Raw genomic sequence first — 24,281 nt, 5'->3', positions numbered from 1 at the left:
TTAATTTCCTTTTCTATGAAAATCAATATGTCGCCTTGCAGTCATCACTACCAAATTATCCATGTCGTACACTGCGCCCCCTTGAGCAACTTCCTCGAGATGATGAATTTCATATTTTTTCCGACCTCCATTCCTCTCATCTGCAGATGCGTAAGGAGCCTTGCCCATTTCCATCAAATGCAAATCAATAGGGGTAAATGATGACCTAAGTTCCGGATCTGCCTCAACGGCTTTCCAGAACGCACGCCTGAACGCATGAAAATTCTTAAACTCCCGAGCTCTTAATTGATCAGCAATTTGCGCAGGAATTGGAACCCCCTCCCCTCGCGCAGCCTCACCCAACCATACCCCTGAAACCGCCCGCCCTACCCCGTTTGCAACTCCCGGATCGTCCCGTCGATCACGAAACAAGGCATCCGACGAAGGCAGCTCCATATCCCCCGGAAACCCAGGAATAGTCGCACCAATCTCCCCTTCATCAACAGCCGGAAACGTCTCGTTTGGCGGTAGGACGGGGATGGTTGGGTTGCCGGGATAGACCAATGGATCGGTTGGCGTGGTTGGCGTGGTTGGCGAAATGGTCGAGCCGAGGTGCTCAGTGCCGGGTGGCACCAGTGGTTTCCAGCTACTGGCCGGCGGGATCGGCCAGGGCGTAACCGCCGGCACGACCCCCAGCCAACCTCCGGTACTGTTCGGTGTCTTGATGCTGATTTTGTCGAGATTGAATGCATCGGCCCAGAACTCCGACCGCTCCAGATATCGCAGTTCGAACTCACGGTTTTCACCGACCCAAGTGCTTTTGGGCGCGATAGGCGCGAAGCCTTGCTCGATACGATTTTTGTTCAATTCATTGAACGAAGACGCCAACGCTCGATGCTCTCCGAGCGTTTGCCACAGGGCTTCATTGAAGGACTCGAACGACGTGAACTCCCGGCCTCGAAAATGATCGCCGATCTGAGCAGGGATCGCGGCCCCCGCCGGTTGAGTAGCCGGCTTCCACCAATCCGCCGTTGCAGGTTGACCCGTCCCGGTGACCATTCCCGCGCCCATCGGGGCGACCTGGAAGGAAAGGTAGACCGGCTCCAGGCCAGGCACGCAAACGATGCAATCCTGAATACGCCAATCGCCACCGACCGGCATGTCTTGAAACTGAGGTTCAGATACGCTCAGGCGTTTCTGGTCTGAGGCCGTCGCGGTAGATGCGGCGTCTGGCGTGAACTGCACATACCTTTTCGGTGATCCGGGTATCTCGGCCGTGTATTGACCGGTCAAGGGATCCAGTGCTGCCTTCACCACCGGGACGCCGGGATCAACCTCGCCCCCTGTATCAGTGACGATGACGGCCGTATTGCCCTCCGGTCCGGCCAATACTTTGAGTCGACGCCCAGACTCTACCGACCCGCCTGCGTCAGCGATTGTTCGCAGTTCCTGGCTGTCATAAAGATCCAGTGCCTGTGCGGGGATGGCGACAGCATGGTACAAGCGAGCGCGCTGTTCGGGAGTCAATTCGCCGTTACCCAATTCGGATGGGTAGGTCATGCCCCCGATGAATATCGCAAGCTGCGGAGCAGTGAGCGTTCCTGAAGCGTTTGCGACAGCTCCCAAGCCGGCGGCTGCCCGTGCCATTGCCAGCGCGAGTTCATCAGCGGCTCCAGCAACCCATAACCCGCGGGAATTGAAGAGCATTGAAGCAGCGGATAACGAAGATGGAACAGGCAAGCTCAAGGTATTGGCCTGCTTGACCATTTCTAGTCGTGCACTTTCATCGGCTTGTTGCTTGAAGCGAATGCGCGCATCACGTTGCTCTTCGAACTGACGGTGCCTTTCCCAGATGGCCAGTCTCTCTACCCAAGCGGCATGGTCCCTGACCAACGCATTGGATTTCTCGTTGAGCGTGTTGATCTGTGCCGATAGCATTCGGGCTTCGTGAGCGGCGTTGTAAGCGCTTTCCCAGCTGTGGTGGCCGTCATTGAGCGCATCGCCAAACTGCCCGAGGCGAGCCAGGTAATCTATGGACGTGCGCGTGAGCGGATCAAACCCGTCGAAGGATCGCGCGATCCGGTTTTTTTCATTGAATTCGGCGGTTTTGCCGGCGATCAGCCCATCGATCAGGCTTTTTTGCTTCTCGATGGCGTGTAGCTGCCAACGCTCGCTGATGGGCACGCCAACACCTGGTTCACGCATCGCTGAAATTTCGCGTTCAAGCGATGCGGCAAGTTGTCCAGTCCTTGCCGCGTAGCTTTGGTCAAGCTGGGCACGGACAGAATCATGGCGCGCCTGCATCGCTGCAAGTGCTTGCTGTCGTGTCTGTAAGCGGGCCTGTTCCTGGGCCTGCAGCGCGGCGGCTGCTGCCTGCATTCGCAGTTGTTCCTGGGCTTGCAAGTACTCTTGCTTGACCCGTCTGCGGGCGTCTCTGGTTTTTTGGCTCGGGCCACTGAATGCCCCGGATGCGCCGACGCGGTTACCGCCAAAACCGCCTCCGCCCCCTGATCCGCCACCGCCCCCTGCAGCCGGCGGACCGGATCTGATGACGACGTCTCCTGACGATCCATCGTTCAATGTGTTCTGTGCCATACAGTCTCTACTTGTCTGTAGGGCACAGCATGTCGATGGGGTGAGGGTCAGGTGCGGTACATATGTATGGGGTGGGGTTTTTGTCGAATGCCAGCGCTACCGCGGTGCGCCGGCAAGTCGAGCTCCTGCAGGGATCAAGCGGTGTAACGGCTTACGAATACCGCAAAGCGTGAGCCGGCTCGATCTTCGCCGCACGCCACGCCGGGTAAACCGTGGCCAGGAAGCTCAAGACAAACCCCGCCGTGCAGATCAGCGCCACATCCGCGCCCTGCAACTCAGACGGCAAGTTGCTGACGAAATACACATCGGAACTGAAGATGTGCTGCCCGCTGACCCGCTCTACCCAACCCACCATTGCGCTGACGTTCAACGCCGCAATCACGCCCAACACACCACCGATCAAGGTGCCGACGATCCCGATCACGGTGCCCTGCACCATGAAGATCGCCATGATCTGCCGTGGCGTGGCACCGATGGTGCGCAGGATCGCGATGTCCGCGCCCTTGTCGTTCACCACCATGATCAGCGTGGCGATGATGTTGAACGCCGCCACCGCGACGATCATCAGCAACAACAGGCCAATCATGGTTTTTTCCATCTTCATGGCGCTGAACAGGCTGCCCTGGGTGTGGGTCCAGTCGTCAGCTTTATAGGCGCTGCCCAAGCCGCTGGCGATGTCGCTCGACACTTGCGGCGCGCCGTACAGGTCCTTCACCGCCAGGCGCACGCTTTGCACCTGGTTCGGTGCCCAATGCTGCATCTGCGCGGCATCGGCAACGTGGATCAGCGCCATCGAACCATCCAGTTCGGCACCGACCTTGAACACCCCGACCACGTTCAGCCGCTGCATGCGCGGGGTGATGCCGCCCGGGGCATTGCTGACTTCCGGTACGATCAGGGTGATCTTGTCACCGACATTCAAGCGAAAGCGCCGCGCCGTGATCTCGCCGATCACCACGCCAAATTCGCCCGGTTTCAAGGCATCCAGTCGCCCCTGGACGATATGCTTGGCGACAATCGACACCTGGCCTTCCAGCGCCGGATCGACGCCGCTGACCTGGATCGGCTGCATGGTGCCCTTGTAGGACAGCATGCCTTCCATCTCGGTGAATGGCACGGCGGCAGTGACTTGCGGGTTTTTCATCGCGGCCGCTGCAACGGGCTGCCAATCGTCGATCGGATTGACCCCGACGATGGTCGCGTGCGGCACCATGCCGAGGATGCGTGAGCTCATTTCGCGCTGGAAGCCGTTCATCACCGACAGCACCACGATCATTGCCAGCACGCCCAGGGCGAGGCCGATCATCGAGGTCATCGAGATGAAGGAAACGAAGCGATTGCGGCGCTTGGCGCGGGTATAGCGCGTGCCGATAAAGATCGATAACGGTCTGAACATTCGCTGGGGCACCGTATAAAAATAAAAGACCCGACGGACTTTTCAGCGCCGTCGGGTTTCAACCTGTCAGATAGGCGTCAGGCAACCTTCCTGCAAATGCAGGACGCGGTCCATCTGGCGGGCCAGGTTCATGTCGTGGGTCACCACCAGGAACGCCGTGCGCATCGAAGTGCTGAGTTCCAGCATCAAGTCCTGAATACCCTGGGCGGTGTGGGCGTCGAGGTTGCCGGTCGGCTCGTCGAGCATCACCAGGCCGGGATTGTTCACCAGGGCGCGGGCGATGGCCACACGCTGGCGTTCGCCACCGGACAGCTCGGCCGGCTTGTGCTCCAGGCGATGACCCAGCCCGACCCGCGTCAGCAACGCCGTGGCACGCTGGCGCGCCTCGGGGATCGCGGTCTTGCCGATCAGCAGCGGCATGCAGACGTTCTCCAGGGCGGTGAATTCCGGGAGCAGGTGGTGAAACTGGTAGACGAAGCCGAGGGCGCGGTTACGCAGCAGGCCGCGCTTCTTTTCGCTCAGCGCCGAGAGTTCTTCGCCGTCGAGCCAGACACTGCCCTTGGTCGGCGTATCGAGGCCGCCCAGCAGGTTGAGCAAGGTACTCTTGCCCGAGCCCGACTTGCCGACGATCGCCACACGCTCTCCCGGGTGCAACTCCAGTTGCAGGCCAGCCAACACTTCCACCGACTCCGGGCCTTCCTCGTAGGATTTGCCCAGGCTGCGGCAGCTCAAGATTGCTTTATCACTCATGCGCGACTCACTCATAACGTAGCGCCTGGGCCGGCTGGGTGCGCGCGGCACGCCAGGCGGGATACAGGGTGGCGAGGAAACTCAGGATCAACGCCGCACAGCAGACCATCACGACGTCCTGGCTCTGCACCTGCGACGGCAGGTAATCGATGAAGTACACGTCGGCGTTGAGGAATTTGTGCCCGATCAGGCCTTCGAGTGCCGAGATCGCGGCGCTGACGTTGAGCGCGGCGAAAATCCCGACCACCGCGCCGATGGCCGTGCCGACCACGCCGATGACCGTGCCCTGGACCATGAAGGTGCGCATGATCGTGCCCGGCGTGGCGCCGAGGGTGCGCAGGATCGCGATATCGCCCTTCTTGTCGTTCACCACCATCACCAGCGTGGAAATGATGTTGAACGCGGCGACCGCGACGATCAGCAGCAACAACAGGCCGATCATGGCTTTTTCCATGCGGATCGCCTGGTACAGGTTGCCGTGGGTGCGGGTCCAGTCGCGGGCGTAGTAACGGTCTTCGCCCAGCTCGCGGGCGATGCTCCACGCCGTGCGCGGCGCCTGGAACAAGTCGTCGAACTTCAGCCGCAGGCCCTGGACCTGTTCCGGTTTCCAGCGATGCAAGCGCGCCAGGTCCTGCAGATTGGTGATGCCCAGGTAACCATCGAGCTCACCGGCGCCGACATGGAAGATGCCGACCACGGTGAAGCGCTTCATGCGCGGGAACATCCCGGCGGGGGTCACGGTGACTTCCGGCGCCACGAACGTCAGCTTGTCGCCGATGGCCGCACCGAGCTTGGCCGCGGCCTTGTCGCCGATGACGATGCCGAACTCGCCCGGTGCCAGGTCGTCGAGTTTGCCCTGCTGCATGAAGTTGTCGATGATCGACACCTGACGCTCTTGTGCCGGGTCGATGGCATTGAGCAGGATCTTGTTGACCTTGCCGTTGTTGGTCAGCAAACCCTGCATTTGCGTGAACGGCGCAACGGCCGTCACCTGCGGGTTCTGCTTGACCTTGGTGGCCAGGCCTTGCCAATCACTGATCGGCTCGCCGGATTCGATGGTCGCGTGGGGCACCATGCCCAGCACGCGGGTGCGCATCTCATGATCGAAGCCGTTCATGACCGACAGCACCACGATCATCACGACCACGCCAAGGGCGAGCCCGATCATCGAGGTCAGGGAAATGAATGACACAAAATGATTGCGACGCTTTGCACGGGTATAACGCGTGCCGATAAATACGAAGAGAGGTCTGAACATGTCGGGGCTTGTTCGGAGGGAAAAGGAACGTCCTTGTGGCGGGGGTCGATAACCAGCTTTACACTCAGACCACCGCCGCTACCATGGGTTCGCCATGTCGACATTAGATGAAGAAGATCGCCGCGAATACTACCGTATCGAGGACACGATCGCACTGGAAATTCAGCCCCTGTCCGCCCTCGAAGCCGCAGGGCAGGAAGTGTTGCAGGATGCTTCCCCGCTCTTCAATCTGCTCAGCGAACTGCACCTGAGCGAATTCGAGTCGCAGCACCTGCTGCGCCAGATCAGCGAGCGCGACCGCACCCTCGCGGCCTTCCTCAAATCCCAGAACAAGCGCATCGATCTGCTCAGCCAGGTGATCGCCATCACCGTGCTCGGGCAGATCGGCGAACCACAGCCGGTGATCATCTCCGAAGGCGGCATCGAATTCCAGCACCCGTCCCCCATCGCCGCCGGGGCGCGCCTGTCGGTCAAGCTGGTGCTGATGCCCCAGGCCCTGGGCCTGTTGGTGCGCGCGCGCGTCACCCATTGCGACCGCAAGGGCGAGGGCTACGACGTTGGCACCGAGTTCGAACATCTGACCGATGCCCAGCGGCAACTGTTGGCGCGCTACATCTTGCAAAGGCAGGCCCAGGAACGACGCCTGGCCCGCGAACTGAACGAATCAGGCATTTAAATTAAGGAACGATCGTGACCCTCATCTACGGCCACCGCGGCGCCAAGGGCGAAGCACCGGAAAACACCCTGACCAGCTTTCAGCAATGTCTCAAGCACGGCGTGCGCCGTTGTGAACTGGACCTGCACCTGTCCATGGACGGCGAACTGATGGTCATCCACGATCCAACGCTCAAGCGCACCACGGACCGGCGCGGCAAGGTCGTGGAACATCGGGCGGCGGACCTGGTGACCTACGACGCGCGCAAAGGTGGACCGGGCTGGATCAAGCCGTGCCCGATTCCGACGCTGGAAGAAGTGTTCGAGCAATGCGATTTCGAGCACTGGCAGCTGGAAGTCAAGAGCGCTTCACGCACCCGCGCCGCAACCACGGTGCTGGCGATTCGCGAACTGGCGCAACGTCATGGCCTGCTGGACAAGATCACCATCACCTCGAGTTCGCGGGAAGTATTGAGAGCGGCGCTGGACCTGGTGCCGGACGTGTCCCGCGGCCTGGTGGCCGAATACGCCTGGCTCGACCCGTTGAAGGTCGCGCAAGGCTACGGCTGCGAGATCCTGGCGCTGAACTGGACCCTGTGCACGCCGGAACGCCTGCAGAAGGCGCAGCGCCAGGGGCTGCATGTGTCGGTGTGGACGGTCAACGAACCCGCGCTGATGCGCAGGCTCGCTGATTTCGGCGTTGACAGCCTGATTACAGACTTTCCCGGTTTGGCCACTGCCACGCTCGAGAATTGCTGAAATCGGTCTCCCCGGCCGGCTCAGGCCACCGGCCGGAGCCGCTCAAAAAAGCCGGTTGAGGCCGTCGTACGCCGCGACCCGATAGGCTTCGGCCATGGTCGGGTAGTTGAACGTGGTGTTGACGAAGTACTTCAAAGTGTTCAGCTCGCCCGGCTGGTTCATGATCGCCTGGCCGATGTGCACGATCTCCGACGCCTGGTAACCGAAGCAGTGAACGCCCAGCACTTCCAGGGTTTCACGGTGGAACAGGATCTTCAGCATGCCTTGCGGCTCGCCGGCGATCTGCGCACGGGCCATGCTCTTGAAGAACGCCTTGCCCACTTCGTACGGCACCTTGGCCTGGGTCAGCTCCTGCTCGTTCTTGCCGATCGAGCTGATCTCCGGAATGGTGTAGATCCCGGTCGGCACGTCATTGACGAAGCGCCAGCTGCCGTTATCGACAATGCTGCCAGCGGCCGAACGGCCCTGGTCGTGGGCGGCACTGGCCAGGCTCGGCCAGCCGATCACGTCGCCGGCGCCGTAGATATTCTGGATGCTGGTGCGGTACGCATCGTCGACTTCGATCTGGCCACGGCTGTTGACCTTCACGCCGATGTTTTCCAGGCCCAGCTGATCGGTGTTGCCGGTCCGGCCGTTGCACCAGAGCAAGGCGTCGGCCTTGATCTTCTTGCCGGACTTGAGGTGCAGGATCACGCCGTTGTCCACGCCTTCGACGCGGTCGTACTCTTCGTTGTGGCGAACGGTGATGTGGTTGTTGCTGAAGTGGTAGCTCAGGGCCTGGGAAATTTCCGAGTCGAGGAAGCTCAGCAACTGACCACGGTTATCCACCAGCTCGACCAATACACCCAGGCCACTGAAGATCGATGCGTATTCGCAACCGATCACGCCGGCGCCGTAAACGATGAGTTTGCGCGGGGTGTGGCCCAGGCTGAGGATGGTGTCGCTATCGTAGATACGCGGGTGATGGAAGTCGATGTCGGCCGGACGATAAGGGCGCGAACCGGTGGCGATGATGATGTGCTTGGCCACCAGTTTTTCCACCACGCCGTTGGCGCAGACCACTTCGATGGTTTGCTCGTCGGCGAAACTGCCAGTGCCGACGAACACATCGACGCGGTTACGGGCGTAGTAGCCGGTGCGCGAGGCGACTTGCTTGGAGATCACTTTTTCAGCGCTTTTCAACACATCCGGGAAGGAGAACCAGCGCGGCTCACCAATGGCCCGGAACATCGGGTTGGTGTTGAACTGCATGATCTGCCGGACCGAGTGACGCAGTGCCTTGGACGGGATGGTGCCCAAGTGAGTGCAGTTGCCGCCGACCTGGCGACGGCTATCGACCATCGCCACCTTGCGCCCTGCCTTGGCGGCGTTCATTGCCGCGCCTTCCCCGGCCGGGCCGGAACCCAACACCACCACGTCGTAGTTGTAGACAGCCATGCGTACTCCTCAGAACAGGCCGTGGCGCCATCGGCACCTGCGGCTAAATCACGCCAATCTGTGGCATGAAGGAACAATTTGGGGCCCATGCAGAACCCGGACACAGTCTATAGAAGCGTCAACGCCGCGCACATTAACCCTTGGTCGCGTCGTAGGCTAGTTTTGCCTGCACTACAACGCCAGATTTCAATACCTGAATCGCCGCAATTACTCGGTTTTTTCGCCACTCAGGCGTGCAAAAGCGTGACTGCTGCGTGTGACGAAACCTGTATCGGCACGCATCACAAAAAATGCGCCGATGTCGTGTTTTTCCGCGTAGTCCCAACCCCGCTCCGGGCCGAGAATCAGCAACAGCGTCGACAAGCCATCGGCCATCAACGCTGAAGGATGAATCACCGTGACTGACGCCAGGCTGTGTGAGACCGGTAAACCTGTGTGGGCATCGAGGGTGTGGGAAAAACGCTGGCCGCCCTGCACGAAATAGTTACGGTAGTCACCCGAGGTCGACAGGCCATAGCCGTCGATAGCGATGATGCGCTCGGCCACCTGTTGATCGTCGCGGGGTGCTTCCACGGCGATGCGCCATGCTGTGCCGTCCAGCTTCTTGCCGGCCGCCTTGAGTTCGCCGGTGACTTCGGCGAGGTAGTCGTGGATGCCCATGGCCGTAAGCTTCGCGGCAATCGTGTCCACCGCATAACCGGCGGCGATACTGTTGAAGTCGACTTCGACGGCGGCGTCCTTGCACAGCAGATCGCCGTCGATGCGCAGATGGTCGTGACCGACACGTTGCCGCACCTCGGCCAGCGCTTGGGCAGTGGGGATTTTTTCTTCACGGGCCTGTGGGCCGAAACCCCAGAGATTGAGCAGCGGTTCGACCGTCAAATCGAAGGCACCTGCGCTTTGCACTGACAGCTGCTCACCCACGCGGACCAATTCGAGGATCGGCGCGGGCATTGCCTGACAGTGATTGGCGGGTAAAGCGTTGAAGCGTTCGATGTCCGAGTCGCTACGGTAGGTCGACATTTGCCGGTCGACTTCAGCCAGGATTTTTTCGACCTCGACCTGGACGTCTGCCGGGGCGGGAAGACCGGCGTGCCGCACGTACTTGATCGAATAGGTGCTGCCCATGGTTGGACCACCGAAGCTTTCCATGGAATCGCCGTTGCCGCAGGCGGACACGGTGCCGATCAGCACAAAAAAAACGGCCTTCAACAAGTCCCACACTCCCCAAAGCATGTCCTGACACAACGCCAAGGTGAGCCATTATGCGATAGAAATGTAGGAGCGAGCCTTTGTGGCGAGGGGATTTATCGAAACGTCGCACCGCCCCGTTGGGCTGCGAAGCGGCCCCCAAACCAGCACTCACATTGGATCAGTTAAACCGCATGCAACGTTTTTACGACAGCTGCGCTGCCGAACGGGGATAAATCCCCTCGCCACAAAGGCTCGCCCACAGGGGATTTGTGATGTGAGTGGTATTGCGTGATTCAACGATCCGCCATCTTCAACGACTGACTCCACCCTCCCCCCAACGCCTTGTACAACGTCACCTGATTGATCTCCCGCGCCAACTCCAGCTGCGCCCATTCTTGCTGCGCATCAAACAATGACCGCTGCGCATCCATGGTGGAAAAATAGCTGTCCAGCCCCGACTCGAAACGCAGGCGGGACTGGCGGTAGGCTTCCTGATAATCCCCTACCAGCTTTTTCTGGTACTCGACCTGCGTGAGCATTTCCTGCCGGGCATTCAGGGCATCGGCCGCTTCTCGAAAAGCATTCTGCACCGTGGCTTCATAGGCCGCGGCCTGGCCGGCGAAGCGGGCATGACTGGCATCGACCTGCGCCCGCCGCGCGCCACCGTCGATCAAGGGCAACGAGCCGGCCAGCGCCACCGACCAGAATTCCGCCGGGCCACTGAGCAACTGGGAAAATTCCCCGGTCAGGCTGCCCAGTGCCGACGTCAGGGAAAAGGTCGGGAAATAGGCAGTGCGTGCCGCGCCGATATCCGCGTTGGCTGCACGCAACTGCGCCTCGGCCGACATGATGTCGGGCCGCCGCTCAACCAGTGCCGAAGGCAAACCCGCCGGCACGTCCAGCGTCGCCAACTGCTCACCCAGCGCGCCGGTAGGGAGCAATCCCACCGGTACCGGCTGCCCCACCAGCACCCGCAACGCATTCATGTTCTGCGCCACTTGCATGCGATACGTATTGACCTGCACCGCCGCCGTGTTGGTTTGCGCATCCGCCTGGTGGACATCGATCCGTGCACTGGAACCGAGGTTATAACTCTTGCGCAACAGCTGCCCGTAGCGGTCCTGGGATTGCCAGGTGTTCTGCGCGAGGTCGAGCAAATGCTGGTTGGCCTTGAGGCTCAACCAGGTGCTGGCGACTTCGCCGATCAGCGCCAGCCGCGCCGTTTGGTAATCCGCTTCGGACGCCTCGAATCGCGCCCCGGCGGCATTGCGCTGACTGCGGATACGCCCAAACAGGTCCAGCTCGTAGGAGGTAAAGCCAGCCGTTGCCTGATACGTGTTGGCGATGCTGCCAGCCGTATCGCCGCCTCCAGGTGTGCGCACCAACGGCGGCAACTTGCTGCGACCGGCGTAAGTATCGATGCCGATCGTAGGAAAAAGCCCCGAACGCGCACTGTCATACCCCGCCCGCGCCTCTTCGACACTCGCCGCGAACTGTCGCAGGCTGCGATTGTTGGCCAGGGCCATGTCGATCAATTGGCGCAGTCGCTCGTCGACCACAAAACCGCGCCAATCCTTATCGAATGCCTGTTTGCCGTTGCAACATTCACCGGCCGTGTTCGCCGGCCATTGCTGGTCGATCGGTGCCTCAGGTTTCTCGTAGGTCGGTTCCAGCGAACAACCGCCGAGCAAAAACAATGTCATGAAACATGAAGTGGGCAAGCAACTGTTCATGGCGCGCACCTAAAAACGTTGGCCGAGCAAAGCTCGCAAGGGAGAAAGAAGCAAAGACCACAGGCCCGACCGGCCGACACTGATGTGCGGCACAGCCTGCTTGCGCGAACGAACACTGATCGGCCGCCACCGGGGTGGCGAGACGTAGGTCGGCGTCTTGACCGGCTTGGGGGAACGCGGCGCCAGACGTTTTTCGCCCAGTAACGAGCGCTGCAGCAAGGTGCCGAAGGCCTGAGCCGGCTCGGCCTTGCTGACAACGTTGATCGTGGCGTCACTGAACAGTCGAGCAATCAGTAGCCGCCGCAGTCCTTCGTCAAGGTCGGCAAACCTCAAGCCCAATTGATCCTCGCCGTGATTGCGCATGACTTCAACATCGAGCCAACCCAGTTTGTCGATCCATATCTGGCCGCACAGACCGGGCTTGATCGAGGAGGCGAAAGCGCAATTGAGTGACGCGCCGCTGAGGGAAATATCCACCAGGCGCCCCGCCAGGACCTTGCCGCCGAAGCGAAATCCGGTGGGTTTGTCGAACGGAAACCGCTCTTCGCCATGCAAGCGTGGGCGGTCGACACAGGCCACCAGGGTCGCCAGGTTGTAGACCAGCGCGACCACCGTCCAACAGAGATTGAACAGCATGTTGCCGTCGAACGAGGCGGCAGTGCTGATGGCGATGTAGGCGCCAAACTGCGAAAGCAGGGTCAAGGCCAGGAAGAACCCGAACAGCTTCCAGTGCACCATGGTTTTCGTCCGGTCGAGGCCCTTGGCGGTGACTTTGAACGGCCGCCCGAATGGGCGGACCATGGCGCTGGCGATGGTGGCCGTGACCGCCAGGGAGGCAACAATCTGCGTGACTTCGGTAAAAATCGGCAAGGTGCGCCGGTCCGTCACCCACGTCCCGTAGCCCCAGAACGCAATCAGTGCCGGCATGCCGAACGCCAGGAAATCCACCGGATTGGCGTAGAACCCGGCGATGCCGAAGTACCAGTACAACACCGGCGACACCAGCATCATCAAAATGAATGGCTTGGAAAACCAGTGCATCAGCCCATGGATGTAGTGCAGCCGGTCATTGAGCGTGTAGCCGCTGCCGCGCAACGGCCCCTCCTTGAGCAACGCCACCTGGATCGTGCCCAGGCACCAGCGCCCACGCTGATTGATGTACTCGGTCAAACCTTCGGCAGATAAACCAATCGACAGGCGCTCATTCAACCAGCGGGTGACATAACCTTTTTGCAACAAACGGTAGGTCGTGTAGATGTCTTCGCAAACCGAGCCTGTAGGAAAACCGCCGACTTCGGTAATCAAATCGCGCCGCACCACGAAGGACGTGCCGACACAAAACGCCGCATCCCAGCCATCCTTCGCCGGCTGGAACACATCGAAGAACACCCGCTGCTCATCCACCCAGCAGGCCGACGTGCCGAGGTTGTGCTGGATCGGATCGGGGTTGTAGTAAAACTGCGGCGTCTGCACCAGGCCGACCCTGGGGTCGTCGAACAGTCCCAGGGTGCGCAAGAGGATCGGCTGCTGCGGCGCAAAGTCGGCATCGAGCACCAGAATGTACGGCGCGTTGCTGAGGGCCGCCGACTGGTGCAGACCGTTGTTGAGGTTGCCGGCCTTGGCGTGGGAGTTGTCGGGGCGCCGCGCATACTGCACGCCCATTTCGGCGCAGTAGTCGCGCAACCAGTCGCGGCGTGTGTCGTCGAGCACCCAGATGGTGAAATTCGGATAATCGATCGCCTGGGCGGCAATAATGGTTTTTTCGAGGATTTCGAGGCCTTCGTTGTAGGTGGCGATGAATATATCCACCGCAGGCACCGCGTTACCTTGCGCTCGCAGTCGTCGTTCGCCGGCATCGGCCTCTTTGCGGTGATCCGTGCGACAGAGCATCACGATGATGGAAAACAGCGTGTAACCGATCGCCAGCATCTCGAAAAACAGGAAGGTGTAGGCCCAGACCGTGGCAAATCCGGAATGGCCGTCGGGCAAGGTGTCGCGAATCCGCCAGGCCGCATAGTTGACCAGCAGCAACGCGGTGACCGCACCGAATCCGACCCGCGCGGCCCATTGATCACGGTGGGTCAGGCAGGTGAACAGAATCACCGCTGCCAGCGTCCAGAAATTGATTTGCAGCAGTTGCAGCGAGTCCAGTGCCTGCATGTCAATCAGCCTCTTGCGAACCGGTAAAGGGATTGACGCCGGTGGCGGCAATCGCCGCCCACGCTGTGGCGCCCAAGTGAGGCAGGTGGTAATAGAAAAAATCGTTGGTGACCGAGTCCGGGCCAATGGCCAGCCCGGTACTGATACGCTCTGCCGGTGTTGCGAACAGCCAACCGTTGCCGGCCTGCTGAGCCAGCAGCACGCTCCACAGCGGTTGCGCCTTGTCACTCAGGCCACTCAATCGCGCCACGGCCGCAGCCTGGGCGGTGCCTTCGGTCCACAGACCATCGGGGTCGCGGTTGAAACCGTAACCCTCGCCAGAACGGTGAGCGCGGTCGATGAAGGCGAAGACCCGCCGCCAGTCCTTGGGTGGCTCATGCAGGGCGATCAAGGGCCAGATCTGCGCATCCAGCCCCGAGCGCACGCGATCCGAGGTCTGGCCATCCGCGCCAGTGCCGATCAGGAAGCGCCCTTCCCCGGCATCCCATTGGCTCGAGACAAACTGCCGGGCAATCTGCGCCTGCTTTGCCGAATCCTGGTTCGGCGCCACCGCGTCGAGGGCCGACCACGCAGCGGCGAGGTCGACGTTATGCTCGGTGGATTTCCAGTTCTGCTGGACCTGTTTGGAAAAGTACCCGTAGTAGCCACCACTGAAACCGGCGGGCGCTTGCCCGTCGTAGGTGTTTTGCTGCGACCAGTGCAGGACCTTTCGCGCGGCTTCCAGGTATGACGCCTCACCGCTCTGTCGAAACGCTTCCAGCAGCGCCAATGCCGCCCAGGCCTGATTGCCGGTGGCGCTGCTGACTTGATAGGCGTCCTGATTCCAGGCGTTACGCTCGACACTCCAATAGCCCGGCAACTTCATCGACGGCGCTGCCACCGGGCCTGCGGCATAGGCGTTGCGCAGGCGCCCGTCCTGATACTCCGGATCGTGTAGTGTGGCGAACGCCAATGCATCGGCGATCCTGCGCGCCGACTCAGCCTTGCCGCAGGCAAACAAGGCAATACTGGCCAGCGCGTTGTCGTAGGTGAACGCCACGCCGCGCAACGCCAGGATCGGTGCAGGATGGCCATCCAGCGGTGGATAACTGGCCACCAGTACCGGCCCCGCCGGCTGCGATGTCACGGCCTGATCCAGCGCCGCACAGGTCATTGCCGCCAGTTGCGGTCGCGCTTGCGCCGCTATAGCGGGCACTCCACTGGCGATCAGCATCACGCCCATTACTCCGCGAAAAAAGATGTTCATGGCCGTGATACCTCGGCACTGGCCCACAATCCCGGGTTGCAGGTCATGGCGCGCTGGGTGTCCGTCAAGTCGGCTGCAAAGGTGCCGACCACGTACACTGAATTTTGCTCGGCATAGGGAAACGGCACGCTGTAGGTATTGGCGCGCATGTCCGAAGCACTGGACAACAACTGCACCACACTGGCCTTGAGTGGCTCGTCGAGGCCGCGGATTTTCACGGTCAGCACGCTGTCGCGGTCGATCTTGCTGGCCATGCGCTCGGGGAACACCGCGATCACATAGCTCTGCGCGCAATCGGTGGCCCGCAACAGAGTCGAACCGGCCTGCACCAGCGTGCCCTGGGGCGCCAGCAGTTCCTGGACGGTACCGGGCGAGTAAGCCACGACGTCGTAGCCGGCCATCAACTTGATCCGGTTCTGTTCGGTATCGATCAGTCGGTCGAGGTTGTCGAGTTCCTGTTGATAGGTCGCCCGGTTGCGCACCTGATTCTCCAGGCTGAGTTTCAGCGTGGTCATTTGCGTGCTGAGATCGAACATGCGCAGTTGATCGGGATCGAGGTAGACCCGCTTGTTGGCAGCACTGACGTCGCCATCAGTGATCCGCAACTGCGAACGCACTGACTCGGCCGCGCCTTGCAACGAAGCCAGCTGGGCTTTCGACGAAGCCACCACCGCACCACTGACCGCCCCCTGGACGAACAACTCGAGATTGCGTTCGACAGTTTCCTGGGCATCGATCAATCGCGCACTGGCGGCATTGTTCTCGGCTTTCAGGGCTTTTTGCGTGTAAAGCTGGCGGGTATGAAATGCAGCCTGGTATTGCTGACTGGTTTTCTCCAGCTCCTCGTAATAACGCTGATCGTGCTCGGCCTGGCTGGCCGAAGACGACAGCTGTTGCTCCAACGTCAGGCGCCGGGTTTGCAGGGTCAGCAAGGTTTCCTGGTTCGCCCGCGGGTTTTCCACCACGGCAATTTTCTGGCCCTGGGTAAGCGTCACACCGGGCTTGACCGCCAGGGAACTCACCACACCATCGATCGGTGTAGTCAGCAGAATCACTGGCGCATTCAGAATCGCCCGGGTGGCAGAGGCCGACACCAGTGGCATGAGCAAGGTCGACAGCAACAGCCAGACGATAAACCCCAGCACACCCAAACCCACCAGGCGCGGCAACAGCGACAATAACTTCGAGCGTTCTTCCGCCATGTTCGACTCTCCCGATAGACCAACCGCATATCAGCCAGGCAATAGCGAGCCATGACCGCGAAAATACTTTTGGCAGGGTGAGCAAAACGCAATTGATCTCTGGACGGCAATTAAGCCGACGCTGATTCATATGACTTTTATTGTGATGTGAGCGGGAATGGGATTCCCGTCTTTTTGGAGAGTTGCTGTGCAGCATGACTTTCGTGTTGCCCGAGGCAGAGCGGGCGGTGTCATGGGCGACACTAGATTCAGTGCTTTGGGGTGTCAAGTAAATGAATGGAGCAATTAAATGACGTCAAATATGTACCGGCGCGCCAATTGGATCCACATAAGGCGTTTCAGTCGAATCGATCGCCAACCTGTTATTTTTACTGGTGGTTTTTATTTTTTATGCCGAAATGAACTTTGTATCGAATTTTAGATAATTCTTAAATTTCCAGCGGAAAGATTAAAATGATATAAGTCGACAATGATGAGCGTTGGGAATGGCCTTTGTAGGCCACCCCCAAAACGATGATATAAATCTAAAATTAACTGCTAACCTTCGCGCATGTTATGGCTTCGCCAAATCCCACCGACACTCTTTCAACCGATCCATATCTATACCACCCCCCTTCCCCATATCAATGTTGCCGTCGGCGTCGAGGAAAATATGCATATTGGGCCACTTCGGCTTGATGCTGATGCAGTGCCAACGCTCGTTCTCCTTGGCCCAAGAAAACTCCATGAAAAATTCGGCATCCGGAAACAGATATCCGTGGTCGCTAGTGGAACCTCCAGAGGGCATCCGTCCCCTGTATATCCGGTCTTGGACGTTCCATGTGTACCGCAATCCCAGCTCGGCATCTTTGGAATAATTGACGGTTGCACTGGGCAGAACATAAATATTCCAGAGGGCCATCAACAGCAGTACCAGCACCGGCAGCAGCAGTGGTAACAATGGAATCCATAGCCATCGTAAGTAACGAGACCAACGCTTTTTAACAGATGTGGACACGTACTCCATCCCCCCAGTTCTCTGGAGCAACTGCCAACACTTTATTCATGATCATCCGCGCTGTTATCCCGCCATTAGGGTGCTGGTTGGCGAGCTTTACACCGATGCATATTGAAACTCTATCAGCTACATCATCCCATGATCTCAATTCAGTCCAAGGGCCGTACTCCGGGGAATAGCTCCCGAAGCTTCGGCTTGTGGTCCCACTCCATATTTTGACCCACTTGTTTAGTCCAAATCGCCATCGCCTCAAGCTTCTTCGTCAATGCAATGCCGTTGAAATTCGGTGGTCCGGCCAGCCTGGCGTACCAAGGTAACGCCTGGAATCTCCTGGCATCCGCGCTACTGTCGTAGCTCATCAGCTCTTTCATTTTCAACACGGCTGGATGTTTGATGTTCCGATTCATCTCACCAGCGATGTAGCTGGCAAGCTCTTCCATTTGGTCTGGATGGTTACAGGCTTCGCTTCCACCCAGGTCGCCGAGTGGGGCAGCGACCTTATCTGCCAGGTTCAAATCAATCACCTGGGGCTTGGTTGTAACTATCCAGCGTGCCAGCCATGGGCCTTCCATGGCTGGTCATGTACGAGATGCCACCGACAATCCGATACGTCTTCCCGTCCTTTCCGCACGTGACCCGATCACCATCGCAGGTGTGGGCCACGCCATACATCATGATCCGGGTGTCACCATCGAGAACTGTGCCACCACAGGTGGTCCGGTCATTCAGACCGATGAAATGTCCTTCTTTCATAGAGTGTCTTCTCCATGACTTGCGGCCGAACACTCTGGAGAAACATGATTGCCATACAAGAACTGAAAAGCTGCATTCATTTCAAACTCCTTATCCTTGGAAGGTGTTCAGAAATAATGCAGCGAACGCTTACAGCGTCGCGATCCCCCGGGCAGGGTCAAAAAGACGATTCGGAAGTTTCGCCGAAAGAAACAATCCTTTTCCTACAAGAGTGTTTCTAAAGAGCATTTATTCCGTAAGAAAAAGTCAGCGGGACGCACAAAAAAAAACGCCCCGACCTAAGTCGGGGCGTTTTCATGTGCAGCTAAAGGAGCTTAGCGCGGGAATGCTGGCGGGTTTACACCGGCCATGTCTTCCATCACGCGAACCACCTGGCAGCTGTAACCGAATTCGTTGTCGTACCAAACGTACAGTACAACGCGGTTATCCTGGGTGATGGTCGCTTCAGCGTCCACGACGCCTGCGTGGCGCGAGCCAACGAAGTCGGTGGAAACCACTTCCTGCGAATTGACGTAGTCGATCTGCTTATGCAGGTCCGAGTGCATGGCCATCTGGCGCAGGTACTCGTTGATCTCTTCGCGGGTGGTGGCCTTTTCCAGGTTCAGGTTCAGGATGGCCATCGACACGTTTGGCGTAGGAACGCGAATCGCGTTGCCGGTCAGCTTGCCCTTGAGCACTGGCAGTGCCTTGGCGGCTGCGGTGGCGGCACCGGTCTCGGTGATTACCATGTTCAGCGGCGCGGCGCGGCCACGACGGCTGCCCTTGTGGAAGTTGTCGATCAGGTTCTGGTCGTTGGTGAACGAGTGAACGGTTTCGACGTGGCCGTTGATGATGCCGTACTTGTCATTCACAGCCTTGAGCACCGGCACGATGGCGTTGGTGGTGCAGGAAGCCGCCGAGATGATCTTGTCGTCCGGGCTGATGTCGCCATGGTTAATGCCGTGCACGATGTTCTTCAGCGCGCCCTTGCCAGGTGCGGTGAGGATCACGCGGGCAGCGCCCGGGCAGGCCAGGTGCTGGCCCAAGCCGTCAGCGTCACGCCATACACCGGTGTTGTCGACGATCAGCGCGTTTTCGATGCCGTACTGGGTGTAGTCGACTTCGGCCGGGCTCTTGGCGTAGATAACCTGGATCAGGTTGCCGTTGGCGGTGATGGTGTTGTTGGCTTCATCAATGGTGATGGTGCCATCGAACGGACCATGAACCGAGTCGCGACGCAGCAGGCTGGCACGCTTGACCAGGTCGTTCTCGGCGCCCTTGCGGACCACGATGGCGCGCAGGCGCAGGCCGTCGCCGCCACCGGTTTTCTCGATGAGGATGCGCGCCAGCAAACGGCCGATACGACCGAAGCCGTACAGGACAACGTCGGTGCCTTTACGGGCGCTAGCGTTCTGCTGGCCAACCACGTCGGCCAGTTCTTCACGGACGAACTGCTCGGCAGTACGGCCATTGCCTTCAGCCTTGAATTTGGCTGCCAGCTTGCCCAGGTCTACCGAAGCGGCGCCGAGCTTGAGCTCGCTCATCGCCTTGAGCAGCGGGAATGTTTCGTGGACGGACAGCTCGGTATCGTCGGTCTGACGGTGACGAGCAAAGCGGTGAGCTTTGAGAATCGCAATGACTGAACGATTGATCAGGCTGCGGCCATAGATCGAGCTCACCACATTGTTATTGCGGTAGAGCTGACCGATAAGCGGAATCATCGCTTCTGCGAGTGCTTCACGGTCGATCCATTCACCAAGACACTGGTCGGGCTTCTGAGTCACGGGAACCTTCCACATGTAGGGGCAGAAAAAAGGGGCTACATTATGCCGCCGTGCGGCTCGTGTAGCAATGCGCGCTTGTCGCACTGCCCGTAACAAATTCTCCTTCAAAAAAATCACGCCTCGCTGAAGCCCAATAAAACCGGGGCCTTCAGCATCGTCAATGTTTTGGGGACAGCGCAACCTTGTCCGTAACCATCCGTAACACTAATTGGTTTTGCCACTACATAATCGCTAATTTTCAGTAAAAAACAGCGCGATTTTGTCTTTACCACTACATTTCGCCTTACCCGCGTAATAGACACATCTGCGACTGACAGCCGGCACCCGAGGCCGCTACAATTACCGACTTTGTCGCAACGCTTGGAGCTCAACCTTCCGTGCCCGTTCTGCGTCTACCGCTTCTCCCTGCCGCGGCAGGTAAACAGCACTGGGGCAACCTGCCCGGTGCCGCCCTGAGCCTGGCCATCGCCGAGGCCGCCAGCGCTGCCAAGCGCTTTACCCTGCTGCTCACAGCCGACAGCCAAAGTGCCGAACGACTGGAACAGGAGCTGAGTTTCTTCGCCCCGGATTTGCCCGTGCTGCATTTCCCCGACTGGGAAACCCTGCCCTACGACCTGTTCTCGCCGCACCAGGACATCATTTCCCAGCGCATCGCCAGCCTGTACCGGCTGCCGGAGCTGTCGCACGGCGTTCTGGTGGTGCCGATCACCACCGCCCTGCACCGCCTGGCGCCGACCAAATTCCTGCTCGGCAGCAGCCTGGTGCTGGATGTCGGCCAGAAGCTCGACGTCGAGCAAATGCGCACCCGCCTGGAAGCCACCGGCTATCGCTACGTCGATACCGTGTACGAGCACGGCGAATTCACCGTGCGCGGATCCTTGATCGATCTGTTCCCGATGGGCAGCAAGTTGCCTTACCGGATCGACCTGTTCGACGACGAAATCGAAACCCTGCGCACCTTCGACCCGGAAAACCAGCGCTCCATCGACAAGGTCGATTCAGTCAAGTTGCTGCCGGCCAAGGAATTCCCGCTGGAGAAGGAAGCGGTCACCCGTTTCAAGGCGCGCTTTCGCGAACGCTTCGATGTCGACTTCCGTCGCTGCCCGATCTTCCAGGACTTGAACAGCGGAATTACCCCCGCCGGTATCGAGTACTACCTGCCGCTGTTCTTCGAAGAAACCTCGACACTGTTCGATTACCTGCCCCAGGACACGCAAGTGTTCTCCCTGCCAGGCATCGAACAGGCCGCGGAAAACTTCTGGAACGATGTACGCAATCGCTATGAAGAGCGGCGTGTCGATCCTTCGCGTCCTTTATTGCCGCCCGCCGAACTGTTCCTGCCGGTGGAAGACTGCTTCGCGCGCCTGAAAAACTGGCCGCGGGTGGTGGCGAGTCAACAGGACGTGGAAACCGGTGCCGGCCGCGAACGCTTCCCTGCCCGGGAACTGCCGGACCTGGCCATCGAAGCCAAGGCTACCCAGCCATTGGCGGCACTGGCGGGCTTCCTCGACCAGTTCCCCGGCCGCGTGCTGTTTACCGCCGAGTCCGCGGGCCGGCGCGAAGTGCTGCTCGAACTGCTCGAACGCCTGAAGCTGCGACCGAAGACCGTCGACAGCTGGCCGGACTTTGTCGCCGGCAAGGAACGCCTGGCGATCACCATCGCGCCGCTGGACGAAGGCCTGCTGCTGGACGATCCAGCCCTGGCGCTGGTCGCCGAAAGCCCGTTGTTCGGCCAACGCGTGATGCAGCGCCGTCGCCGCGAGAAACGCGCCGACGCCAATAACGACGCGGTCATCAAGAACCTCACCGAGTTGCGCGAAGGCGCGCCGGTGGTGCACATCGACCACGGTGTCGGCCGTTACCTGGGCCTCGCCACCCTGGAAATCGACAGCCAGACCGCCGAATTCCTTGCCCTGGAATACGCCGAGGGCGCCAAGCTGTACGTGCCGGTGGCTAACCTGCACCTGATCGCCCGCTACACCGGCAGCGACGACGCCCTCGCCCCGCTGCATCGCCTGGGCTCCGAGACCTGGCAAAAAGCCAAGCGCAAGGCCGCCGAACAGGTGCGCGACGTCGCGGCTGAATTGCTCGACATCTATGCGCGCCGCGCCGCCCGTGAAGGTTATGCCTTCGCCGACCCGAAAGCCGATTACGCCACCTTCAGCGCCGGTTTCCCGTTCGAAGAAACGCCAGACCAGCAAACCACCATCGAAGCGGTGCGCGAAGACATGCTCGCGCCAAAACCAATGGATCGCCTGGTGTGCGGCGACGTCGGCTTCGGCAAGACTGAAGTGGCCATGCGTGCGGCGTTCATCGCGGTGCACGGCGGTCGCCAGGTGGCGATCCTGGTACCGACCACCCTGCTCGCCCAGCAGCACTACAACAGCTTCCGCGACCGCTTCGCCGACTGGCCGGTGAGCGTGGAAGTGATGAGCCGCTTCAAGTCGACCAAGGAAGTCAACGCAGCGGTCGCGGACCTGGCCGAAGGCAAGATCGACATCGTCATCGGCACGCACAAGTTGCTGTCCGACGATGTAAAAATCAAAAACCTGGGACTGGTGATCATCGATGAAGAACACCGCTTCGGTGTCCGCCAGAAAGAACAGCTCAAGGCCCTGCGCAGCGAAGTCGACATCCTCACCCTGACCGCCACGCCGATTCCGCGCACGCTGAACATGGCCGTGTCGGGCATGCGCGACCTGTCGATCATTGCCACGCCGCCGGCCCGTCGCCTGTCGGTACGCACCTTCGTCATGGAGCAGAACAAGAGCACGGTCAAAGAGGCCCTGCTGCGTGAGCTGCTGCGTGGCGGCCAGGTCTATTACCTGCACAACGACGTCAAGACCATCGAGAAATGCGCCGCCGACCTCGCCGAACTGGTGCCGGAAGCGCGGATCGCCATCGGCCACGGGCAGATGCGCGAGCGCGAGCTCGAACAGGTGATGAGCGACTTCTACCACAAGCGCTTCAACGTGCTGATCGCCTCGACCATCATCGAGACCGGCATCGACGTGCCGAGCGCCAACACCATCATCATCGAACGCGCCGACAAGTTCGGCCTGGCACAATTGCATCAGCTGCGCGGCCGGGTCGGTCGCAGTCACCACCAGGCCTACGCATACCTGCTGACGCCGCCGCGCCAGCAAATCACCGCGGACGCGGAAAAGCGCCTGGAAGCGATCGCCAACACCCAGGACCTTGGCGCGGGCTTCGTGCTCGCCACGAACGACCTGGAAATCCGCGGCGCCGGAGAATTGCTCGGCGACGGTCAGAGCGGGCAGATCCAGGCGGTCGGCTTCACGCTGTACATGGAAATGCTCGAGCGCGCGGTGAAGTCGATCCGCAAGGGCGAACAACCCAACCTCGACCAGCCTTTGGGCGGTGGTCCGGAAGTCAACTTGCGCGTACCGGCGTTGATTCCCGAGGACTACCTGCCGGATGTCCATGCCCGCCTGATTCTCTACAAGCGCATCGCCTCGGCCACCGACGAGGACGGCCTCAAGGATCTGCAGGTAGAGATGATCGACCGTTTCGGCCTGTTGCCCGAGCCGACCAAGAACCTGATACGCATCACTGCACTGAAGTTGCAGGCCGAGTTGCTGGGCATCAAGAAAGTCGACGGCGGCCCGCAGGGTGGTCGAATCGAGTTTGCGACACAAACCCCGGTCGATCCGCTGACCCTGATCAAGTTGATCCAGAGCCAGCCAAAACGCTACAAATTCGAAGGGGCCACGATGTTTAAATTCCAGGTCCCGATGGAAAGCCCGCAAGAGCGCTTTAATACTGTAGAGGCGCTGTTTGAGCGCCTCATCCCGAAAACTGCTTGAAGGACGCCGCATGCGCCTGTTTCGCTCACTGACCTTGTTGATAACCCTGGTCGCCCCTTCGGTCTTTGCCGATGATCTGTATCAGATTGAAATGATTCTGGTGCGGCAAAATGCCGTGCCGGCGATTGTCAGCCGTGCCGCGCCGGAAGACTGGGCCGCTGGCGCGCAAGCCATCAGCCCTGACAGCCTGCGCACGCCGAGCCTCAATGGCGAAGTGGCAAAACTGACCGCCAGCAATGAATACAGCGTGCTGCTGCACAAGGCATGGCAGCAGACGCTCGGCGAAACACCGGTCAAGGTGGCGGTCAGCGACGGCAAGGAACAGTTCGGCCAGTTTCCGATTGAAGGCACCCTGAACCTGACGCTTGGACGCTTCACCGATGTCGACGCCGATTTCTGGGTCAACCAGTTCAACGACGAAGGCCTGGTCACCGCCAGCGAACGCCTGAAACAGGAAAGCCACACCAAGAACGGCCAGCTGAACTTCCTCGACAACGGCCATCTGGGCCTGCTGATCAAGATCACCTCATTGACGGCGCCCGCTCCCCGGGAAGCCCCTGAAGCCGTCCCGGACTGAT

18 protein-coding genes are annotated in these 24,281 nt (G+C 59.9%); 4 read left to right on the top strand and 14 right to left on the bottom strand.

Annotation, left to right across the window (positions count from 1 at the left end):
• From ACA058_RS09145 to ACA058_RS09130, 4 genes are all read right to left on the bottom strand, one after another.
• Entirely contained in the window at window positions 1-2,358 is a 2,358-nt protein-coding gene (locus ACA058_RS09145; protein ID WP_497638783.1) for a pyocin-S2/colicin E7-DNase domain-containing protein, read from the bottom strand.
• A gap of 367 nt (window positions 2,359-2,725) precedes the next feature.
• The gene (locus ACA058_RS09140) at window positions 2,726-3,970 is read right to left on the bottom strand and encodes a lipoprotein-releasing ABC transporter permease subunit (RefSeq protein ID WP_497638782.1); all 1,245 of its coding nucleotides are present in this window, start codon (window positions 3,968-3,970) and stop codon (window positions 2,726-2,728) included.
• 66 nt (window positions 3,971-4,036) lie between these two features.
• Window positions 4,037-4,720 carry a lipoprotein-releasing ABC transporter ATP-binding protein LolD gene (gene lolD / locus ACA058_RS09135; protein ID WP_497638781.1) on the bottom strand — a complete coding sequence of 228 codons (684 nt, stop codon included), beginning with the start codon at window positions 4,718-4,720 and terminating at the stop codon, window positions 4,037-4,039.
• A 7-nt stretch (window positions 4,721-4,727) separates the two neighbouring features.
• Window positions 4,728-5,978: a lipoprotein-releasing ABC transporter permease subunit gene (locus tag ACA058_RS09130; RefSeq protein ID WP_497638780.1), complete on the bottom strand. Its 1,251-nt coding sequence runs from the start codon at window positions 5,976-5,978 to the stop codon at window positions 4,728-4,730.
• A 94-nt stretch (window positions 5,979-6,072) separates the two neighbouring features.
• On the opposite strand from ACA058_RS09130, the gene ACA058_RS09125 reads away from it, so the two are divergent.
• Together ACA058_RS09125 and ACA058_RS09120 are read left to right on the top strand one after the other, a co-directional pair.
• Entirely contained in the window at window positions 6,073-6,654 is a 582-nt protein-coding gene (locus ACA058_RS09125) for a PilZ domain-containing protein (RefSeq protein WP_497638779.1), read from the top strand.
• 14 nt (window positions 6,655-6,668) lie between these two features.
• Entirely contained in the window at window positions 6,669-7,391 is a 723-nt protein-coding gene (locus ACA058_RS09120) for a glycerophosphodiester phosphodiesterase (protein WP_497638778.1), read from the top strand.
• A 42-nt stretch (window positions 7,392-7,433) separates the two neighbouring features.
• Here the strand turns inward: ACA058_RS09120 and sthA are convergent, their stop codons facing one another.
• The 10 genes from sthA to ACA058_RS09070 all read right to left on the bottom strand — a co-directional run bounded on the left by sthA (window position 7,434) and on the right by ACA058_RS09070 (window position 19,891).
• Window positions 7,434-8,828 (bottom strand): Si-specific NAD(P)(+) transhydrogenase, encoded by a 1,395-nt coding sequence (gene sthA / locus ACA058_RS09115; protein ID WP_497638777.1) that lies wholly within the window; start codon window positions 8,826-8,828, stop codon window positions 7,434-7,436.
• Between the two features lie 207 nt (window positions 8,829-9,035).
• A complete protein-coding gene (locus ACA058_RS09110) occupies window positions 9,036-9,980 on the bottom strand; it encodes an FAD:protein FMN transferase (RefSeq protein ID WP_497639890.1) in 945 nt (314 codons plus the stop codon).
• 335 nt (window positions 9,981-10,315) lie between these two features.
• Window positions 10,316-11,755 (bottom strand): efflux transporter outer membrane subunit, encoded by a 1,440-nt coding sequence (locus ACA058_RS09105; RefSeq protein WP_497638776.1) that lies wholly within the window; start codon window positions 11,753-11,755, stop codon window positions 10,316-10,318.
• A 9-nt stretch (window positions 11,756-11,764) separates the two neighbouring features.
• On the bottom strand, window positions 11,765-13,915 hold the full coding sequence (locus ACA058_RS09100; RefSeq protein WP_497638775.1) for a glycosyltransferase family 2 protein: 2,151 nt from the start codon (window positions 13,913-13,915) through the stop codon (window positions 11,765-11,767).
• A 1-nt stretch (window position 13,916) separates the two neighbouring features.
• Window positions 13,917-15,161 (bottom strand): hypothetical protein, encoded by a 1,245-nt coding sequence (locus tag ACA058_RS09095; RefSeq protein WP_497638774.1) that lies wholly within the window; start codon window positions 15,159-15,161, stop codon window positions 13,917-13,919.
• Entirely contained in the window at window positions 15,158-16,363 is a 1,206-nt protein-coding gene (locus ACA058_RS09090) for an HlyD family secretion protein (RefSeq protein WP_497638773.1), read from the bottom strand. The genes ACA058_RS09095 and ACA058_RS09090 overlap by 4 nt, the downstream gene beginning before the upstream one ends.
• Before the next feature lie 553 nt (window positions 16,364-16,916).
• Window positions 16,917-17,360 carry a hypothetical protein gene (locus ACA058_RS09085; RefSeq protein ID WP_497638772.1) on the bottom strand — a complete coding sequence of 148 codons (444 nt, stop codon included), beginning with the start codon at window positions 17,358-17,360 and terminating at the stop codon, window positions 16,917-16,919.
• Window positions 17,361-17,509: 149 nt separating this feature from the next.
• A complete protein-coding gene (locus ACA058_RS09080; RefSeq protein ID WP_497640038.1) occupies window positions 17,510-17,932 on the bottom strand; it encodes a hypothetical protein in 423 nt (140 codons plus the stop codon).
• Entirely contained in the window at window positions 17,877-18,032 is a 156-nt protein-coding gene (locus ACA058_RS09075; protein WP_497639889.1) for a PAAR domain-containing protein, read from the bottom strand. Before ACA058_RS09075 ends, ACA058_RS09080 begins: the two co-directional genes overlap by 56 nt.
• A gap of 395 nt (window positions 18,033-18,427) precedes the next feature.
• Window positions 18,428-19,891: a glyceraldehyde-3-phosphate dehydrogenase gene (locus ACA058_RS09070; RefSeq protein WP_497638771.1), complete on the bottom strand. Its 1,464-nt coding sequence runs from the start codon at window positions 19,889-19,891 to the stop codon at window positions 18,428-18,430.
• Window positions 19,892-20,253: 362 nt separating this feature from the next.
• Here ACA058_RS09070 and mfd point away from each other — a divergent pair, with 362 nt between their 5' ends.
• Window positions 20,254-23,703, top strand: a complete 3,450-nt coding sequence (gene mfd / locus ACA058_RS09065) for a transcription-repair coupling factor (RefSeq protein ID WP_497638770.1) — start codon at window positions 20,254-20,256, stop codon at window positions 23,701-23,703.
• 10 nt (window positions 23,704-23,713) lie between these two features.
• Window positions 23,714-24,280 carry a CsiV family protein gene (locus ACA058_RS09060; RefSeq protein ID WP_497638769.1) on the top strand — a complete coding sequence of 189 codons (567 nt, stop codon included), beginning with the start codon at window positions 23,714-23,716 and terminating at the stop codon, window positions 24,278-24,280.
• The last annotated feature ends 1 nt before the right edge of the window (window position 24,281 follow it).

It is taken from the genome of Pseudomonas sp. LBUM1649 (assembly GCF_059716155.1).
Note: the sequence above shows the minus strand (reverse complement) of the source record. Positions and strands in the feature narration are given on the sequence as shown.

What these genes read in the sequence shown, in the direction of transcription:
- ACA058_RS09145 (WP_497638783.1), bottom strand. Translation starts at nt 2,358, where the DNA reads ATGCAGGCAGCAGCCGCCGCGCTGCAGGCCCAGGAACAGGCCCGCTTA.
- ACA058_RS09140 (WP_497638782.1), bottom strand. Translation starts at nt 3,970, where the DNA reads ATGTTCAGACCGTTATCGATCTTTATCGGCACGCGCTATACCCGCGCC.
- lolD (WP_497638781.1), bottom strand. Translation starts at nt 4,720, where the DNA reads ATGAGTGATAAAGCAATCTTGAGCTGCCGCAGCCTGGGCAAATCCTAC.
- ACA058_RS09130 (WP_497638780.1), bottom strand. Translation starts at nt 5,978, where the DNA reads ATGTTCAGACCTCTCTTCGTATTTATCGGCACGCGTTATACCCGTGCA.
- ACA058_RS09125 (WP_497638779.1), top strand. Translation starts at nt 6,073, where the DNA reads ATGTCGACATTAGATGAAGAAGATCGCCGCGAATACTACCGTATCGAG.
- sthA (WP_497638777.1), bottom strand. Translation starts at nt 8,828, where the DNA reads ATGGCTGTCTACAACTACGACGTGGTGGTGTTGGGTTCCGGCCCGGCC.
- ACA058_RS09110 (WP_497639890.1), bottom strand. Translation starts at nt 9,980, where the DNA reads ATGGAAAGCTTCGGTGGTCCAACCATGGGCAGCACCTATTCGATCAAG.
- ACA058_RS09105 (WP_497638776.1), bottom strand. Translation starts at nt 11,755, where the DNA reads ATGAACAGTTGCTTGCCCACTTCATGTTTCATGACATTGTTTTTGCTC.
- ACA058_RS09100 (WP_497638775.1), bottom strand. Translation starts at nt 13,915, where the DNA reads ATGCAGGCACTGGACTCGCTGCAACTGCTGCAAATCAATTTCTGGACG.
- ACA058_RS09095 (WP_497638774.1), bottom strand. Translation starts at nt 15,161, where the DNA reads ATGAACATCTTTTTTCGCGGAGTAATGGGCGTGATGCTGATCGCCAGT.
- ACA058_RS09090 (WP_497638773.1), bottom strand. Translation starts at nt 16,363, where the DNA reads ATGGCGGAAGAACGCTCGAAGTTATTGTCGCTGTTGCCGCGCCTGGTG.
- ACA058_RS09080 (WP_497640038.1), bottom strand. Translation starts at nt 17,932, where the DNA reads ATGGAAGGCCCATGGCTGGCACGCTGGATAGTTACAACCAAGCCCCAG.
- ACA058_RS09075 (WP_497639889.1), bottom strand. Translation starts at nt 18,032, where the DNA reads ATGTATGGCGTGGCCCACACCTGCGATGGTGATCGGGTCACGTGCGGA.
- ACA058_RS09070 (WP_497638771.1), bottom strand. Translation starts at nt 19,891, where the DNA reads ATGTGGAAGGTTCCCGTGACTCAGAAGCCCGACCAGTGTCTTGGTGAA.
- ACA058_RS09060 (WP_497638769.1), top strand. Translation starts at nt 23,714, where the DNA reads ATGCGCCTGTTTCGCTCACTGACCTTGTTGATAACCCTGGTCGCCCCT.